Raw genomic sequence first — 14,699 nt, forward strand, 5'->3', positions numbered from 1 at the left:
GACGGGGGACCGCCTCGCGCCGGGGCGCCTCGCGCCGAGGCGCCTCAGTTGGCGCCCATGACCGTCCCGATCACCGTCGTGGCGACCGTCGCCGTCAGCGCTGTCTCCGCCGCGTCGATGATGCCGCGTACGGCGGGCGACGCCCACTGGCCCTGGGCGATCGCCGCCATCCGCGACTCCACCGCGCGCGCGTCACCGTCCGGGAACACCAGCTTGTGCAGCTTCGCGCCGTGGAGCAGGGCCACCAGCCCGGCCGTACGGTCGCCGGGGGTCTCGCCCCGGAGCACAGCCTCGTCGAGCCGCTCCCGTACCGACGCCTCGGCCGAGCCGTCCGCCTCCGGATAGCGGCGCACGGGGAAGAGTCCGAGCACCTTCTTGGTCTCCTTGCGGACCAGTCCCTTCTCCACCAGACCGTCCGTCGCGCCGGACATCGCCGGCTTCTTCAGGTGGTGCATCCAGTCCTTGACCTTGCCCGGCTTGTCGTAACCGACGATGTCGGCGAGCGCGGCGTCGAGGCTCGGCACACCGAGCGGCGCGGGATCGCGGACGGAGACCCCCTCGTCGGTCACCTCGATCCGCCCGGCCAGCGCGAGATCCACGAGGGACGCCGCCGCGATCGCCCAGGCGACCGTCGCCGGCTCCTTCTCGTAGCCCCATTTGTCGTCCAACGAAAGCAGTAAGAGCTGTTCGCCCAGCGTGGTTTCCATCTCTTTTGCCTCTCCGGGTGCCGTGGGGGGTAAACGCGTTCAGCGTACGGGCGCCCCGTCCTTCGCTCCGGCCCGGCCGGCTCCGCCAGGGATACGCCGGCCGTGGGGGTGTTGGCCGCCTTCACGAGATAATGCGGGCGCCGCTTGACCTCGTAACGGGCCGCTTGACCTCGTAACGGAAAGACACGCGCGAGCGCGTCACCGGCGCACAGTGCCGAGGCGGTGATCAGGGCGGCGATCAGGGCGGCGACGCACGCGGCGCGGCTGATGGGTTTCACACTGGGATCTGTCCCCGGAACCCGCCGCGTTGCGGTGATGTAGGGCACATACCGACGTCAACACGGCGCCCGCGCGGCCACGCGTCCGGGAGTCCGTGACCGATCCGCTGTCGGAAATCCCTGACGAGGGGTCATAATGGGACGCGTAGCCCTTCGCGCATCCCCCGTCGCGAAGGGCTACGCCTATTCACCAGGGCCGGATTCGCCGCCCGTGAGTCGCACGAGCAGTGCTACGCAGAGTAGTTGCGCAAGCTCGTTCCGGCCCCCTCGGTCGGGCAGACCAGTTCGTCGACGGAGAGAACAGCATGACCACCAAAGCCCGCGCCGTCACCGACATACTCCAGCCGCGCAACGTCCTGCTGGTCGGCATGCTCGCCATCGGCCTCGCCGCCGCGGGAGACTGGACCGGCCTGCCGTGGGGCCTGCTCGCCGCCGTGTGCGCGGGGCTCATACCCGCCGGCTACATCGAATGGGAACGCAAGCGCGGCACTTGGGGCGACCGCCATGTCGTCGACCGTACGAAACGCGCGCCGATCTTCTTCGTCATCCTCGGTTCCATCGGCACCGGCTCCGTCATCATGCTGCTCGGCAACGCCCCGACGGGCATCCTCGTCACGATGCTCGCCCTCTGGGCGATGACGGTCCTGCTCCTGGCCGTCAACACCGTATGGAAGATCTCGGTCGACTCGGCGGTCGCCTCGGCGGTCGTGGCACTGCTCGCCGTGGTCCACTCCCCCTGGTGGCTGCTCGGATACGCCATGACCACCGCGGTGTGCTGGTCCCGCGTGGCCCTGAACCACCACACCCTCGCCCAGACAATCGCCGGAGTGACCTTGGGCGCGGCGACGGCGACGGCGTTCTTGTTCGCGTGAGGGTCGCGGTGCGGGTTCGCGCGCGAGTGGGGCGGCCCGGATTCCCGTGGAACGGCAGGCCGCCCCTGAACGCGTCGGTGTGGTGAGACGCGTCGGTGTGGTGAGACGCGTCGGTGTGGTGAGTGCGGGTCAATTCGAAGACATGCAAAGGATGTTGGGCGAGACGCCTGTCCGGGCTGGGTCTCCATCTGCACACCGGCAACGCCGGTGGCAACAGCTCCGGTGGTTCCAGTTCAGGTGGCTCCAGTTCAGGTGGCTCCAGCTCGGGCGGATCCAGCTCCGGCGGTCGGCCTACTGAGGTTCGGTAGGATCCGCGAGTCTTCGTACCGGGGGAGAGATCATGACCGAGGGCCGCAGCGCCGAAGGCACCGACAACGGCGCGGAAACCTCTGCCGATGCCGTGGACGAGCGGAGCGCGGTCCAGTTGGTGTACCGGCCCCGGTCTGCCGACACACTGGTCGGCCTGCGGGTCCGCGAGCGGATCAAGCGGACTGGGCTACTGCTGCGAGGCGTGTTCCTCGCACTGTGGGTGGGGCAGTGGCTGGTCTCCGCCGTGGGCCGCGGGAGTATCGACGCGGTCTCGACCGTTCTGTTCGTGTTCGTCGTCCTGCTGGTGTGGGGGTACCCGCGGCTACAGGCCGCCCACGTGCAACGGATCATCGGATGGCAGGGCGAGTACCGCGCCACCGTGTCTCCGTCCGGGATCACCTGCCGCAGCGACCACAGCACGTTGATCCAGAAGTGGTCCGTCTTCCAGGGCTACCGGGAGACCGCAGGTCACTTCGTCCTGCTCAGCCGGGACCCCAACATCATGTGCCTCGATGTCCTGCCCAAGCGGGGCGTACATGAGGCCGAGGACCTCGACCGGCTGCGGGCCATCCTGGACCAGCACACCACTCGCGTGTGACGGACACGAAAGGTGCCCGTCGCGGCGATGGCGACGGCGTTCGTGTTCGCGTGAGGGCTTGAGTGAGGACCGAGGGGTAGTTGGGGTCGCGGGGGCGGTCCGTTGCCGACCGCGGGTCGGTGGGTGGGGGCGCGGTAGTGGAGTGGGGCGGCCCGGCACCGGCTCAGCGTCTGACCGCTGTGGGGGGCTGGGATTCATGCCCCGCTGTTGGCGGTGCGTTGTCGGGTGCGGGTCAGGACCGAGAGGTATCCGGGGTCACCCGGAAGGTTCGAAGGCGGGTGGGGGCCGCCCCTCAGGCTTCAGTTTCGCGGTTGCGGGTCGGGTGTCAAGGGCGCTCCTTCGTCGCGTCGGCTGCGCCGATTCCGCTTCGCTCCACCCTTGACACCCGACCCTCCACCGCAAGTGCAGCTTCGTGGAGGGGCGGCCCGGGGGGAGGGGTCCCCGGAGGGGATCCGTGCATGGTGCGGTCCTTTGCCGACCGCAGGTCGTGGGTGGGGGCGCGGTTGTGGAGTGGGGCGGCCCGGCACCGGCTCAGCGGGCAGGTGTGGGTGGGTAGTTGGGGCGCATGCCCCGCTGGTGGCGGTCCGTTGCCGACCACCCCTGCAATCTGACCCGTATGTCCCGGTTTGGTTGGCCCTTTGGAGGGTCCTTCGGCCGGTGATGCGTCCTGTGGCCAGGTAACCAGGCAGCGGGGCACATCACGGCCTTTCAGTGGCCCAGTTTCCGCCTCACTCGTCACACCCGCCCCACCACCCACGCACCCTCACCAGCGGGGCATGAATCCCAGCTCAAGGAGTGTCCGCAGACGCTGAGGCGGGGCCGGGCCGCCCCATTGCACTGGTGCGCCCCCACCCACCGGCCCATAGGCCGGGAACAGACCCCGGGAACAAGGGAGCTTCCCCGGGGACCCCTCCCCCGGGGCCGCCCCTCCACAAAGCTGCACTTGCGGTGGAGGGACGGGAGTCAAGGGTGGAGCGAAGCGGAATCGGCGCAGCCGACGCGACGCAGGAGCGCCCTTGACGCCCGGCCCGGAGCCGCGAAACTGAAGCCTGAGGGGCGGCCCCCACCCGCCATCGAACCTTCCGGGTCACCCCGAATACCCCTCGGTCCTGACCCGCACCCGACAACGAACCGCCACCAGCCGGGCATGAATCCCAACCCCCCACCCCCACACGCCCGCTAAGCCGGGGCCGCGCCACCCCACTCCACTACCGCGCCCCACCCACCGGCCACCAGGCCGGCAACGGACCCGCCCCGCCACCCCACCCCAGCAAACCGGGGAGGGCCCCCCGTTTACCCGCTCCACGGTAGCATCTGAATCGGGGAGCGTTCCACGTTTTCCTTGGAAGGGTGGTCATGGGAGTCGGCGAGCGGAAACCGGCGGCGAAATCGGCGCCGCTGCGGCGTGACGCCCGGCGCAATCGGGAGTTGCTGATCGCCTCCGCGCGGGATGTGTTCGCCGAGCAGGGGCTCGACGCGTCGCTGGATGAGATCGCTCGTCGTGCCGGTGTCGGTAACGCCACTCTGTACCGGCACTTCCCCGACCGGGCCGCGCTCATCGAGGCCGTCTTCCATGAGTCCCTCGGTGAGACGCAGCGCGCCGGTGAGGAGGCGCGGCTGAGTGACGACGCCTGGGCCGGGCTCACGACGTATCTCTCGTCGATCTTCGCGGGGCTGGCCGCCGACCGCGGGGCCAACGACCTGATGACCACCGGCGTACGGGGCGTGCCCTCGCTCGAAGCGCTCCATGCCGAGAACCGGGAGACCGTCGGCCTCCTCCTCGCCCGCGCCCAGCGGCAGGGCACGATGCGCCGCGACGTCACCACCGAGGATCTGCTCTTCAGCCTGGCCGCGCTCGGCCGCGCCGTACCCGCCCTGACCACCACGGCCCCGGACGCCTGGCGGCGCTATCTCGCCCTCCTCCTCGACGGCCTGCGCGCGGAACCCGCCGTACCCGCCGTACCGCTTCCCGCACCGCCCCTCACTCTCGACGAACTCGGCAGCGTCCTGCACGACTTGGGCCCGCACCGCGCCCGCTAAGGCGTGCCGGACGGGACGGACGGGGCCGGGCTGTCGGCCGCGTACTGTGCCGCCTGGATCCGGTACAGGCCACGGAAAACCTTCGGGCCCTCGACCTCGTCCGACAGCAGCTCCGCGAAGGTGCCGCTCTCCACGACCCGTCCCCGGTCCAGGACATGGATCAGATCCGCCGCCCGTACCGACCCGAGCCGGTGCGTGATCAGGATGACCGTCTGGCCGGAGTCCGCGAGGCTGCGGATCTGCTCGAAGAGCTGCTGCTCGGCCTTGGCGTCGAGCGCCGACGTCGGCTCGTCGACGATGAGGATCTGACCGGCGCGGTAGTGCGCGCGACCGAGACCGATCCGCTGCCACTGCCCGCCGGACAGCTGGTGACCGCCCTTGTATCCCCGGGCCAGCAGCGTCTTCCAGCCGCGCGGCAGCTCGGCTATCAGCTCCTCGGCGCCCGCGTACCGTACGGCCGCGTCCAGCCGGTCCCGGCTCACCGGCACCTCGGGCCGTCCGATGCTGACGTTCACCGTGGCGGTGAAGGGCCACCGGTAGAAGTCCTGGCCCACCACCGCGACCCGCGAGACCAGTTCCTGCCGGTCCGCCTCCGCCGCGTCGACGCCGTCCCACAGGATGCGGCCGGAGTCCGGCCGGTAGAGCCCGCACAACAGCTTGACCAGGGTGGACTTGCCGCTGCCGTTCTCCCCCACCAGCGCGACGATCCGGCCGGCGGGGATGGTGAGACTGGCGCCGTCGAGCGCGCGTTTGTTGTCCTTGCCCCGGTAGGTGAAGACGACGTCCTCGAAGGTGATCGTCTCCGGCCTCTCGGGCAGCGGAAGCCCGCCGACCGGTATCGCGCGCTCGACTGCCTCCTCGCACAGCCGGTGCAGATCCCCGACGAACAGGCTCTCCTCGTGCAGGTAGTTCACCTGGAGCACCAGATTCTCCAGGCTGGAGGAGCCGGTACGGATGGCGAGTACGGCCGTGCCGCCGACGGAGAGCGCCATCGCGCCGGTCCACAGCAGCCCGCCGAGCGTGGCGTACGCGGCGCCCGCCGCCAGGCCCGTCCATCCGGCGGCGATCAGCCCCGTACGGGCCGCGAGCCGGGCGAGCCTGCGCTGTTCCGCCTCCTGCGAGCGCGACATCTCGCGGAAGTGATGCAGCAGGAACGGTCCGACGTTGTGGACCCGTATCTCCGGCGCCGCGTCGGTGGAGATCAGCAGCCGGCTGATCAGGCTCCCGGCCCGTGAATGCTGCACCCACACCTGGAACGAGATGTACCGGCGCCGCGCCATCGACAGGGCCGCCCACGCGCTGGGCAGCGTCATCGCGATGAGCAGCGGGAGCAGTACGGGGTGCAGTACGGCGAGGACGCCGGCGGCGGCGATCAGCGACATCAGGGCGTTGAGGACGTTCTGGCAGTACTGCACCATCCGCCGGGCCGAACCGGCGCCGTACTGCGCGCTGTCGAGGAGCTTGTGGAATTCGTCGTCCTCGACCGCTTCCAGCTCGACGTTGGCGGTATGTGACAAGTACCGCTCGGTGGCGACCCGTTCGACCTTCGGCTCCAACTGCCCCGTACCGGCCGTGGACAGGGCCCGCAGCACCGCGCCGGCCACCGCGGTCCCACCGGCGACGGCCAGCGCCGGGCCGGCGTGGGTGAGCCGCTCGGCGGTGGTGCCGTCGCCGAGGAGATGCCCGAGGACGCGGTTCACGGCGATCAGCCCGACCGCCTGGCTGACCCCCCGGCCGATCTCCGCGCAGGTCACCAGGCGCAGGGCCGCCCTGTCCGCCTCCCACGCCAAGCGGGCCGTCGTACCGACCAGCCGCGGCAGACGCGTGACCATGGAACGTAAGTTGAGCTGGAGGAAGGCGTCGTCGTGCTTGTTCCAGCCCATGTCGTACCGCAGCGGCCCGCCGAACAGCATCTCCTCGGACTCGGACGACTCCACGCGCTCCGTCTCGCCGGTGACCTCACTGGTGGGACGAGGTTTCCGTCCAGTACGGGGTTTCCGTCGCAATGCCATGGCTGTTCGATGCCCAGGCCCGAGGGCGGTCACGGCAGCGAGCCCGGCGTGAACGGAGCACTCCCGGAGCACACCAGGCGCACACCCCTCACCCCGCGCGCCGGACACATCGGGAGGGGGGTGACGGCGGTGTCGTCAGCCGGCCTGGGCCGGGCCGGCGGCGACACAGAATTCGTTGCCCTCGGGGTCCGCCATCATCACGTGATGTCCTTCGAACTCCTCAAGGACGCTTCCCCCCGCCCTCACCAGCCGTTCGGACTCCGCCCTGATCCGCTCCCATCGCTCCTCGGGGCTGCCGTGGCCCGGCACCCGCACATCCATATGAAGCCGGTTCTTCGCTGTCTTGGGCTCCGGGACCTTGAGGATGGCGAGCCGGGGGCCGGCGCCGTCGGGGGCACAGAGCCACGCCCCGTCGTCCACGGAGTCGTCCTCCGGCAGATCGAATTGCGCGAGCCACTCCTCGCGGGTCTTGAAGGGGGCGGGCGGTGGCTCGTCGATATAACCGAGCGCCGTCTTCCAGAACCCGGCGAGGAGTCGTGTGTCCGCACAGTCGAGGGTGAGATCGATTCGGGCTGCCATGACAGGACCGTACTGCGCGCCTCTGACAATGGGGCGATCCGTTTCGGGCCTGGCGCTCGGGCCTGACGCTCGGGGCCTGACGCTCGGAGCCGCCCCGCTCGGAGCCGCCCCGCTCGGGCCGGTGTCAGTCAGTCCTCGGCGATCTCGCCCCGCACCACGACCACCGGGCACTTCGCGTGCTGCGTGACATGCAGGCTGACCGAGCCGAGCAGGGCCGCCTTGAAGCCGCTGTACCCACGGTCGCCGACGACCAGGAGGGAGGCACCTTCCGAGGCGTCCAGCAGGACCTGCGCGGCGGGGCCGCTGACGACGCGGCGTTCGACCACGGCCGCGACGTCCGCCTCCAGCGTCTTGTCCAGCGCCTCGTCCAGGATCTGCCAGGCCAGCTGCTCCGGTTCGAACTCCGGCGGCATTCCCGGCAGCATGCCCGCCCAGCCGGTGGCCGGGTACTCCCAGCCGATCACCGCGCCCACGTCGTCACCGGTCAGCTTCGCCTGCCGTACGGCCCAGCGCAGCGCCTTCAGTGAGGGCTCCGAGCCGTCGACGCCGACCACGATGGTGCCGCTCATGACGTTCCTCCTGCTGATTGACTGCTGATTGATTTTTCGCTGTTGTCCCGATTCCCCCTATGGGGCAAACCTACTTAAGGTTCGCGAGGAGGTGCTCGAAGGGCACCACCTCGTCACTCTCGCCCACGTCTCCGTTCGTCGCGCGCGTCAGCCCCCGCAGCAGCCCGGCGAACTCGCCACCCGCGCGGTCGATCCGGGCCGGCAGCCCGCCCGCGTACGCGTCGGCGCCCGCGCCCCAGTCGTCGGTCGCCGCGAAGACGGCCGTCGGCAGGGTGAGTGCGTGCAGATACGAGAAGAGCGGGCGCATCGCGTGCTCCACCACGAGCGAGTGGCGCGCGGTGCCGCCGGTCGCGGCGAGCAGTACGGGCGTTCCGGTGAGCGCGTCCGGCTCGATCAGGTCGAAGAACGACTTGAACAGTCCGCTGTACGAGCCGGCGAAGACCGGACTCACCACGATGAGCCCGTCCGCCCCGGTCACCGCCTCCAGCGCCGCGCTCAGCACGGGCGCCGGGAAGCCGGTGACCAGGTGGTTCGCGATCTCGACGGCGAGATCCCGCAGTTCGACGATCTCGACCTCGGCCTTCCGGTCCTCGACGGCCAGTTCACGGCTGGTCGCCTCCGCCAGCCGGTCGGCCAGCAGCCTGGTCGAGGACGGCTTGCTCAGCCCGGCCGAGACGGCGACGAGCCGCAACGGCCCGGCGCCGCTGGTGCGCGTCGCGGTGCTCGTACGCGTCGCGGTGCTCGTACGCGTGGCGCTGCCCGTACGCTCCGTGCCGCTCATACGCTCCGTACCGCTCGTACGCTCCATCGTCAGACCTCCTCCTTCACCGACGTCACGGCGGCCGGGTGGACAGGACCGTCCGGGACCCCGGCCGGCCGCAGGGCCGCGAACTCCTTGCGCAGTACGGGTACGACCTCCTCGCCCAGCAGGTCCAGCTGCTCAAGCACGGTCTTCAGCGGCAGCCCCGCGTGGTCCATCAGGAACAGCTGGCGCTGGTAGTCGCCGAAGGAGTCACGGAACGCCAGCGTCTTCTCGATGACCTCCTGCGGGCTGCCCACGACCAGCGGCGTCTGCTCCGTGAAGTCCTCCAGGGAGGGCCCGTGTCCGTAGACCGGCGCGTTGTCGAAGTACGGGCGGAACTCCCGTACCGCGTCCTGCGAGTTCTTCCGGATGAACGCCTGGCCGCCCAGACCGACGATGGCCTGCTCAGGGGTGCCGTGTCCGTAGTGCGCGTACCGCTTCCGGTAGAGGCTGATCAGCTTCTGGAAGTGCTCCTTGGGCCAGAAGATGTTGTTCGCGAAGAAGCCGTCTCCGTAGTAGGCGGCCTGCTCGGCGATCTCGGGCGAGCGGATCGAGCCGTGCCAGACGAACGGCGGGGTGCCGTCCAGCGGCCGGGGCGTCGAGGTGAAGCCCTGGAGCGGCGTACGGAACTTGCCTTCCCAGTCGACGACGTCCTCGCGCCACAACTTGTGGAGCAGGGCGTACTTCTCGATGGCGAGCGGGATGCCCTGGCGGATGTCCTCACCGAACCACGGATAGACCGGCCCGGTGTTGCCGCGCCCCATCATCAGATCGACGCGCCCGTCGGCCAGATGCTGGAGCATCGCGAAGTCCTCCGCGATCTTCACCGGGTCGTTGGTGGTGATCAGCGTGGTGGACGTCGACAGGATGAGCCGCTCGGTGGTGGCCGCGATGTAGCCGAGCATCGTGGTGGGCGACGAGGGGACGAAGGGCGGGTTGTGGTGCTCGCCGGTGGCGAAGACGTCCAGCCCGACCTCCTCGGCCTTCCGCGCGATGGCGACCATCGCCTTGATCCGCTCGTGCTCGGTCGGCGTACGTCCGGTGGTCGGGTCGGGCGTGACATCGCCGACGCTGAAGATCCCGAACTGCATCGCGCTCACCTCTCGCTACATCTCATAGAACATATTGGTTGAAACTTCAACCGAAGCCTATAACGGCACACCCCCGGTCTCTATTCCGACCCCCACACACGTGTGCCGCGCGGCTGACGACTTCGCCGGTGCGCGGCACACTCTGGACAGGTTCAGCTACCTGGAGTCACACCTCGGAGGGAGGGGAAGAGGGAGGGCGGCTCTGGCTGCGTGTCACGGGTACGGCTCCGAGCACGACTCCAGCGCCTCCGCGTACGGCGCAGCACGCGATACTGGAGGCGTGGACATCCAACTCCTCGTCGTGCCGGACTGCCCGAACGCCGCGCCCACCGCCGAGCGGCTGCGAGGTGTCCTCGACGGCTTGGGCATGCACAACATTCCCGTGACCCAGCGGACAGTTGCCGACCAGATGGAGGCGGAGCGGATCGGCTTCACCGGCTCCCCGACCGTCCTCATCGATGGCCGTGATCCGTTCGCCGAGCCCGGACGCCCTGCCGGGCCGGCCTGCCGGGTGTTTCGTACTGAGGACGGCGTGGTCGGTGTCCCCGGGACCGAGCAGCTGCGCCGGGCCATCGTCGCCGCCCTCTAGACGGGGCTCCGGCACTCATCGGAGAACGGAGAGGCGGAGCGGCATGGCAGGCGGCGACAAGGATCTCGGCAGCAGGGCGTCGCCGTACTCTGCACTGGAGAGGGGAGGCCGACGGTGAGCGAAGAAGACAGCGGCCGTGATCTGGAGCGGTGGAAGGAGCGCGGGGTGGCCCTGCGCGTCTTCATCTACGTCTTCGCGACGCACGCGCTGGCCGGGTTCATCTGGCTGCTTTTCTACGTCGGCGATCACGCCCCGAAATGAGCCCGCTCAGCCGGTGAAGGCCGTGGCTCCTGTCCGTACCCGTGTCGGGGGGTCCGGCACCCGTGTCAGTGGGTCCGGCGGATTCGGCGGATTCGGCGGGTCCGGAGGGTTCTGCCGGTCCGGAGGATTCGGTCCGGGTCGCGTTCGGGGGCTCCCACAGGGAGCGGCCGAAGCTGTAGCCGGCGATGCGATTCCTGTGCTGCCCGTTCACCAGGTGGATCACCATGACGCCCACGACGATCAGGCCCAGGATCACCACGACGCTGATCCAGTTGCTCATCTTGCCCTCGCCTCCTCCCGGCATGAGCGGGATTCGCGGCTTTTCCCAGCGTACTCCGGAAGATGCACAGAACCTGGGGCTCGGTATTCCCGTGATGGTCCTCCCCCTGCGACGATGGACACCGATGTACCGGCCGGGGGGAGTGCATGTGGCAGAGGTGTTCGTTCGGCGCCTGAGCCGGTGGCAGGCCGAACAGCAGCGGGAAGCCGTCGCCGATGTGTACGTCGAGGCGTACGCGTACCGCCGTGTCCCCGGCGAGGAGCTCCGCGACCGCCAGGAGCGCGACCGCCGGGAGTTCCTGGAGACCTTCGCCGAGGATGTGCAGCGCCCCGGGTTCGACATGGTGGTGGCCAGCGGGGGCAGCAAGCCGGTGGCGTACGCGTACGGGTTCGCCCTGGACCGGGGCGGCGAGTGGTGGCGCGCGCTGAGCGGCGAGGTGCCGTGGGACTGGGACATCGAGGAGCTGACCGTCTCGGGTCAGGTCTTCGCCCTCGCCGGGCTGATGGTCCTGCCGGCGCACCGGCGGGGCGGGGTGGCCACGCGGCTGGTCGAGCAGTTGCTGATCAGGACGGACGCGGCGCTGGTGGCCGCGCGGGTCGACCCGGCGAACGAGGCCGCTGTGGGGGCGCTCCGGTCCTGGGGCTGGACGAAGCTCGGCGCGGTCGCGGCGCCCGTCGCCTCGTCGGACGGGGGCGTGGACGCGGTCATGGACGGCGCGGCCTCGGCCGTACCGCTCACCGCCGTACCTGTGGGCGGTTCCGGCACGGTGACGGATATCTGGAGCCGCGCGCTGACGTCGTGACAGAGCCGGATTGTTATGGAGGTTTAACGCGGGACACTTTCTGGACACAGCCGGGCTTTCTAGCCTCACGCCATGTCCCGCCACCGATCCGCCCGCAAAGCCCGCGGTTCCACAGCCCGCGGTTCCGTACGGAGCCGGGCCGCGTTCCCCGTACTCGCGGCCGTGGCCGCCGTCGTGTTCCTGGCCGTCTGGGTGGCCATGGACTTCCCTCCGCTGTCCAGCGGCGACTCGGACGCCATATCGCGGTCCGGTGATCCGGGGTGGTCGGCGACACCGGTCACCCCGGCCGCTCCGTCTCCCCCGGCTTCGGCGTCTCCCTCCCCCTCGCCCTCCGTCGATCCTGATCAGGTCCTCTCCGAGCAGCTCGCCCCGATCCTGAAGGCCACGACGGCCTCTCTCTCCGTGGCCGTGCTCGACGTGGAGGACGGGGACGGCGCTGACTACGGCGTACGGGCCGGGACGACGTACGACACGGCCAGCGTCGTGAAGGTCGACATCCTGGCGGCCCTGCTGCTGAAGGCACAGGACCAGGGCCGGGTGCTCACCGCGCAGGAGAAGACGTACGCGACCTCGATGATCCAGGTGAGCGACAACGCTTCGGCCGACGCCCTGTGGCAGGCGATCGGCGGGGCGGACGGTCTGGACGCGGCGAACAAGCGGCTCGGTCTGACCGCGACGACCGGCGGCAGCGGGGCCCTGTGGGGGCTTACGCAGTCGACAGCGGCTGACCAACTCGCTCTCCTCTCCGCCGTGTTCGGCGACGACTCCGATTCCCCGCTGGGCTCGGGCTCACGGACGTACATCCAGGGCCTGATGGGCGGGATAGCGGCGGACCAGGACTGGGGCGTGTCGGCCGCCGGGGCGGTGACGGGGCTGAAGAACGGGTGGCTGGCGCGGAGCGCGACGGGGCTGTGGGACATCAACAGCATCGGCCGGATCGTGGCGGACGGGCACGGCTATCTGGTGGCCGTGCTGTCGAGCGGCAGCGTCAGCAAGGAGGCCGGGATCTCGCTGGTGGAGAAGGCGGCGAAGACGGCGGTGGCGGTATCCGCCTCCGGCGACTCGGCGTAGGGCGGCAGGGCGGCAGGGCGGTAGGGCGGTAGGGCGGTACGGCTCCGGGAAGGGGGGGGTTCGCGGCTCGCCCGGGTGTCAAGGCCCCCTTGCATACGCACAGGAAACCGTTAGGTTAGGCTCACCTAAGTCTTTGGCCGGATCTGTCGTAGTGCTCGACAGTTCAGCCCGATCTGGGGGGACCATGCCGTCAACGAACGCCGTCACGCCGACATCCGGTGTGGCGGCCGGGACCATGCTCGCCATCTACGCCACGTACGGGTTCGAACCCGTCGGGCGGATGGAGCCGTACCCCGGCCGGCGCCCGCACGTGATGATCGTGCGCCCGCTCGGCGCCGCCGGCCGTCGCGCCGCCGGACGCGAGAGGTGTCCGGCCCCGCAGCGGGCCGCCTGACGGCGTATCCGGCATTCCGTAGCCGCCGCGATCCCGTGCACCGCAAGCTCATTGGCATGCGTCCCGACCGTTCCGTCCCCGTCCCTCACCCCCACCCCGAGGTAGAGCCAGCCGTGTCCGTCCAGTTCCCGCCCTCCGCCGCGCCGCGATCCGCCTACCCTGTCGACGTACTCCCCGCCATGGTCCGGCGTCGGCTGCTGGAGCTGGCCGACGCCGGCCGGCCGCTGTCGGCGTACGTGTACGACGGCGATGTCGCCGCCGGACGGGCCCGCGAGCTGCGCGCGGCCCTGCCGGAGTGGGCGGCGGTGTACTACGCGGTCAAGGCGAACTCGTTCCCCGGTGTCGTCGAGGCGCTCGCCCCGTACGTCGACGGCTTCGAGGTCGCGTCCGTCGCGGAGCTCGAACTCGCCCTCCGCGCAGGCCGACTCGCGGGCCGGCACGCGGACCAACCCCCAGGCCAGGACGGAGAAAACCCCGCACCCGCCGTCCCGGTCGTCGCCGCCGGGCCCGCCAAGTCCGTCCCCGTCCTCACCGCGCTGGTGCGCGCGGGCGTCGAGGCGATCAACGCCGAGAGCCTGCTCGAACTCCACCGCATCAGCCGGATAGCCGTCGCCGAGGGCGTCACCGCCCGGGTCGCGCTGCGTGTGAACCCGGCCGAGATCCCGATCACCGGCGCGCTGCTCATGGGCGGCGCCGCCTCCCAGTTCGGGGTCGCCGAGCCCGACGTGCCCGAAGTGCTGCGCGAGGCGCGGAAGCTGCCGGGGCTCGATCTCGTCGGCTTCCATATCCACGCCGCCTCCGGCAACCTCGACGCCGCCACCCATGCCGCGTATCTGCGCTGGTGCGTGGAGTGGAGCGTACGGACAGCGCGCGAGACCGGGATCGAGCTGCGCCATGTGGACATCGGCGGCGGCATCGGGGTGGCCTTCGAGGGCGAAGAGCCCTTCGACGTGGGCCGGTTCGGTGAACTGGCCGCCGGGATCGAGCCGCCCGCCGGGGTGAAGGTCATTCTCGAACCCGGCCGGTTCGTGGTCGCCGACTGCGGCTGGTACGCCGCCGAGGTGACCGACGTGAAGACGTCGTACGGCGAGTCGTTCGCCGTCCTGCGCGGTGGCATCAACCACTTCCAGCTGCCCACCTCCTGGGACATCGTCCACAACGTGGCCGTGCTGCCCGTCGAGAAGTGGGCCGAGGAGTGTCCGCGCCCCACGGCCGAGAACACCCGTGTCACCGTCGTCGGTGAACTGTGCACCCCTGAGGACACACTTCTGCGCGATGTCCTGATCGACCGGGTACGCGCGGGCGACTTGATCGTTTTCCCTTACGCGGGCTCCTACGGATGGGAGTTCGCCATGCACTCCTTCCTCGGCCACCCCGTCGCCGAGCGCCATCTGCTCTGAGCCCTCCGCCTCTCCGTCTTTCTTTCTCATACTCCGGAGCCGTGT

Annotated in this window: 15 protein-coding genes; 9 read left to right on the forward strand and 6 right to left on the reverse strand. The window is 70.2% G+C overall.

What is annotated here, in order from left to right:
• Nucleotides 1-44 precede the first annotated feature (44 nt).
• Complete coding sequence (locus IF11_RS0108280) at nt 45-707, reverse strand: GOLPH3/VPS74 family protein (RefSeq protein ID WP_030350813.1); 663 nt, start codon at nt 705-707, stop codon at nt 45-47.
• Nucleotides 708-1,290: 583 nt separating this feature from the next.
• Between IF11_RS0108280 and IF11_RS0108285 the strand changes: the two genes are divergently transcribed.
• The 3 genes from IF11_RS0108285 (at nt 1,291) to IF11_RS0108300 (ending at nt 4,804) form a co-directional block, all read left to right on the forward strand.
• Nucleotides 1,291-1,857, forward strand: a complete 567-nt coding sequence (locus IF11_RS0108285) for a hypothetical protein (RefSeq protein ID WP_030350814.1) — start codon at nt 1,291-1,293, stop codon at nt 1,855-1,857.
• A 340-nt stretch (nt 1,858-2,197) separates the two neighbouring features.
• Nucleotides 2,198-2,764, forward strand: a complete 567-nt coding sequence (locus IF11_RS0108295) for a YcxB family protein (protein WP_051745695.1) — start codon at nt 2,198-2,200, stop codon at nt 2,762-2,764.
• A 1,356-nt stretch (nt 2,765-4,120) separates the two neighbouring features.
• Entirely contained in the window at nt 4,121-4,804 is a 684-nt protein-coding gene (locus IF11_RS0108300; RefSeq protein ID WP_030350817.1) for a TetR/AcrR family transcriptional regulator, read from the forward strand.
• On the opposite strand, the gene IF11_RS0108305 is transcribed toward IF11_RS0108300, so the two are convergent.
• From IF11_RS0108305 to IF11_RS0108325, 5 genes are all read right to left on the reverse strand, one after another.
• Entirely contained in the window at nt 4,801-6,717 is a 1,917-nt protein-coding gene (locus IF11_RS0108305) for an ABC transporter ATP-binding protein (protein ID WP_051745720.1), read from the reverse strand. The two genes, IF11_RS0108300 and IF11_RS0108305, sit on opposite strands and share 4 nt — an antisense overlap.
• 234 nt (nt 6,718-6,951) lie before the next feature.
• A complete protein-coding gene (locus IF11_RS0108310; protein ID WP_030350819.1) occupies nt 6,952-7,395 on the reverse strand; it encodes a VOC family protein in 444 nt (147 codons plus the stop codon).
• Between the two features lie 128 nt (nt 7,396-7,523).
• On the reverse strand, nt 7,524-7,964 hold the full coding sequence (locus IF11_RS0108315; protein WP_030350820.1) for a universal stress protein: 441 nt from the start codon (nt 7,962-7,964) through the stop codon (nt 7,524-7,526).
• Between the two features lie 70 nt (nt 7,965-8,034).
• Complete coding sequence (locus IF11_RS0108320; protein ID WP_420894595.1) at nt 8,035-8,772, reverse strand: FMN reductase; 738 nt, start codon at nt 8,770-8,772, stop codon at nt 8,035-8,037.
• 2 nt (nt 8,773-8,774) lie between these two features.
• Entirely contained in the window at nt 8,775-9,857 is a 1,083-nt protein-coding gene (locus IF11_RS0108325; protein ID WP_030350822.1) for an LLM class flavin-dependent oxidoreductase, read from the reverse strand.
• A 280-nt stretch (nt 9,858-10,137) separates the two neighbouring features.
• Here IF11_RS0108325 and IF11_RS0108330 point away from each other — a divergent pair, with 280 nt between their 5' ends.
• The 6 genes from IF11_RS0108330 to IF11_RS0108355 all read left to right on the forward strand — a co-directional run bounded on the left by IF11_RS0108330 (nt 10,138) and on the right by IF11_RS0108355 (nt 14,654).
• Complete coding sequence (locus tag IF11_RS0108330; protein ID WP_030350823.1) at nt 10,138-10,446, forward strand: DsbA family protein; 309 nt, start codon at nt 10,138-10,140, stop codon at nt 10,444-10,446.
• Between the two features lie 114 nt (nt 10,447-10,560).
• On the forward strand, nt 10,561-10,707 hold the full coding sequence (locus tag IF11_RS41240) for a DUF6126 family protein (RefSeq protein ID WP_165840650.1): 147 nt from the start codon (nt 10,561-10,563) through the stop codon (nt 10,705-10,707).
• Nucleotides 10,708-11,135: 428 nt separating this feature from the next.
• A complete protein-coding gene (locus tag IF11_RS0108340; protein ID WP_157848420.1) occupies nt 11,136-11,789 on the forward strand; it encodes a GNAT family N-acetyltransferase in 654 nt (217 codons plus the stop codon).
• 72 nt (nt 11,790-11,861) lie between these two features.
• A complete protein-coding gene (locus tag IF11_RS0108345; RefSeq protein ID WP_051745699.1) occupies nt 11,862-12,860 on the forward strand; it encodes a serine hydrolase in 999 nt (332 codons plus the stop codon).
• Between the two features lie 184 nt (nt 12,861-13,044).
• The gene (locus IF11_RS40780; RefSeq protein ID WP_133243263.1) at nt 13,045-13,254 is read left to right on the forward strand and encodes a hypothetical protein; all 210 of its coding nucleotides are present in this window, start codon (nt 13,045-13,047) and stop codon (nt 13,252-13,254) included.
• Between the two features lie 113 nt (nt 13,255-13,367).
• On the forward strand, nt 13,368-14,654 hold the full coding sequence (locus tag IF11_RS0108355; RefSeq protein WP_030350826.1) for an alanine racemase: 1,287 nt from the start codon (nt 13,368-13,370) through the stop codon (nt 14,652-14,654).
• Nucleotides 14,655-14,699 lie beyond the last annotated feature (45 nt).

It is taken from the genome of Streptomyces scopuliridis RB72 (genome assembly GCF_000718095.1).
Lineage (GTDB): Bacteria > Actinomycetota > Actinomycetes > Streptomycetales > Streptomycetaceae > Streptomyces > Streptomyces scopuliridis.

Bases quoted from the DNA above. Each gene is read 5' to 3' on its own strand.
- IF11_RS0108315 (WP_030350820.1), bottom strand. From the start codon at position 7,964: ATGAGCGGCACCATCGTGGTCGGCGTCGACGGCTCGGAGCCCTCACTG.
- IF11_RS40780 (WP_133243263.1), top strand. From the start codon at position 13,045: ATGCCGTCAACGAACGCCGTCACGCCGACATCCGGTGTGGCGGCCGGG.
- IF11_RS0108300 (WP_030350817.1), top strand. From the start codon at position 4,121: ATGGGAGTCGGCGAGCGGAAACCGGCGGCGAAATCGGCGCCGCTGCGG.
- IF11_RS0108325 (WP_030350822.1), bottom strand. From the start codon at position 9,857: ATGCAGTTCGGGATCTTCAGCGTCGGCGATGTCACGCCCGACCCGACC.
- IF11_RS0108320 (WP_420894595.1), bottom strand. From the start codon at position 8,772: ATGGAGCGTACGAGCGGTACGGAGCGTATGAGCGGCACGGAGCGTACG.
- IF11_RS0108285 (WP_030350814.1), top strand. From the start codon at position 1,291: ATGACCACCAAAGCCCGCGCCGTCACCGACATACTCCAGCCGCGCAAC.
- IF11_RS0108305 (WP_051745720.1), bottom strand. From the start codon at position 6,717: ATGCTGTTCGGCGGGCCGCTGCGGTACGACATGGGCTGGAACAAGCAC.
- IF11_RS0108295 (WP_051745695.1), top strand. From the start codon at position 2,198: ATGACCGAGGGCCGCAGCGCCGAAGGCACCGACAACGGCGCGGAAACC.
- IF11_RS0108310 (WP_030350819.1), bottom strand. From the start codon at position 7,395: ATGGCAGCCCGAATCGATCTCACCCTCGACTGTGCGGACACACGACTC.
- IF11_RS0108280 (WP_030350813.1), bottom strand. From the start codon at position 707: ATGGAAACCACGCTGGGCGAACAGCTCTTACTGCTTTCGTTGGACGAC.
- IF11_RS0108345 (WP_051745699.1), top strand. From the start codon at position 11,862: ATGTCCCGCCACCGATCCGCCCGCAAAGCCCGCGGTTCCACAGCCCGC.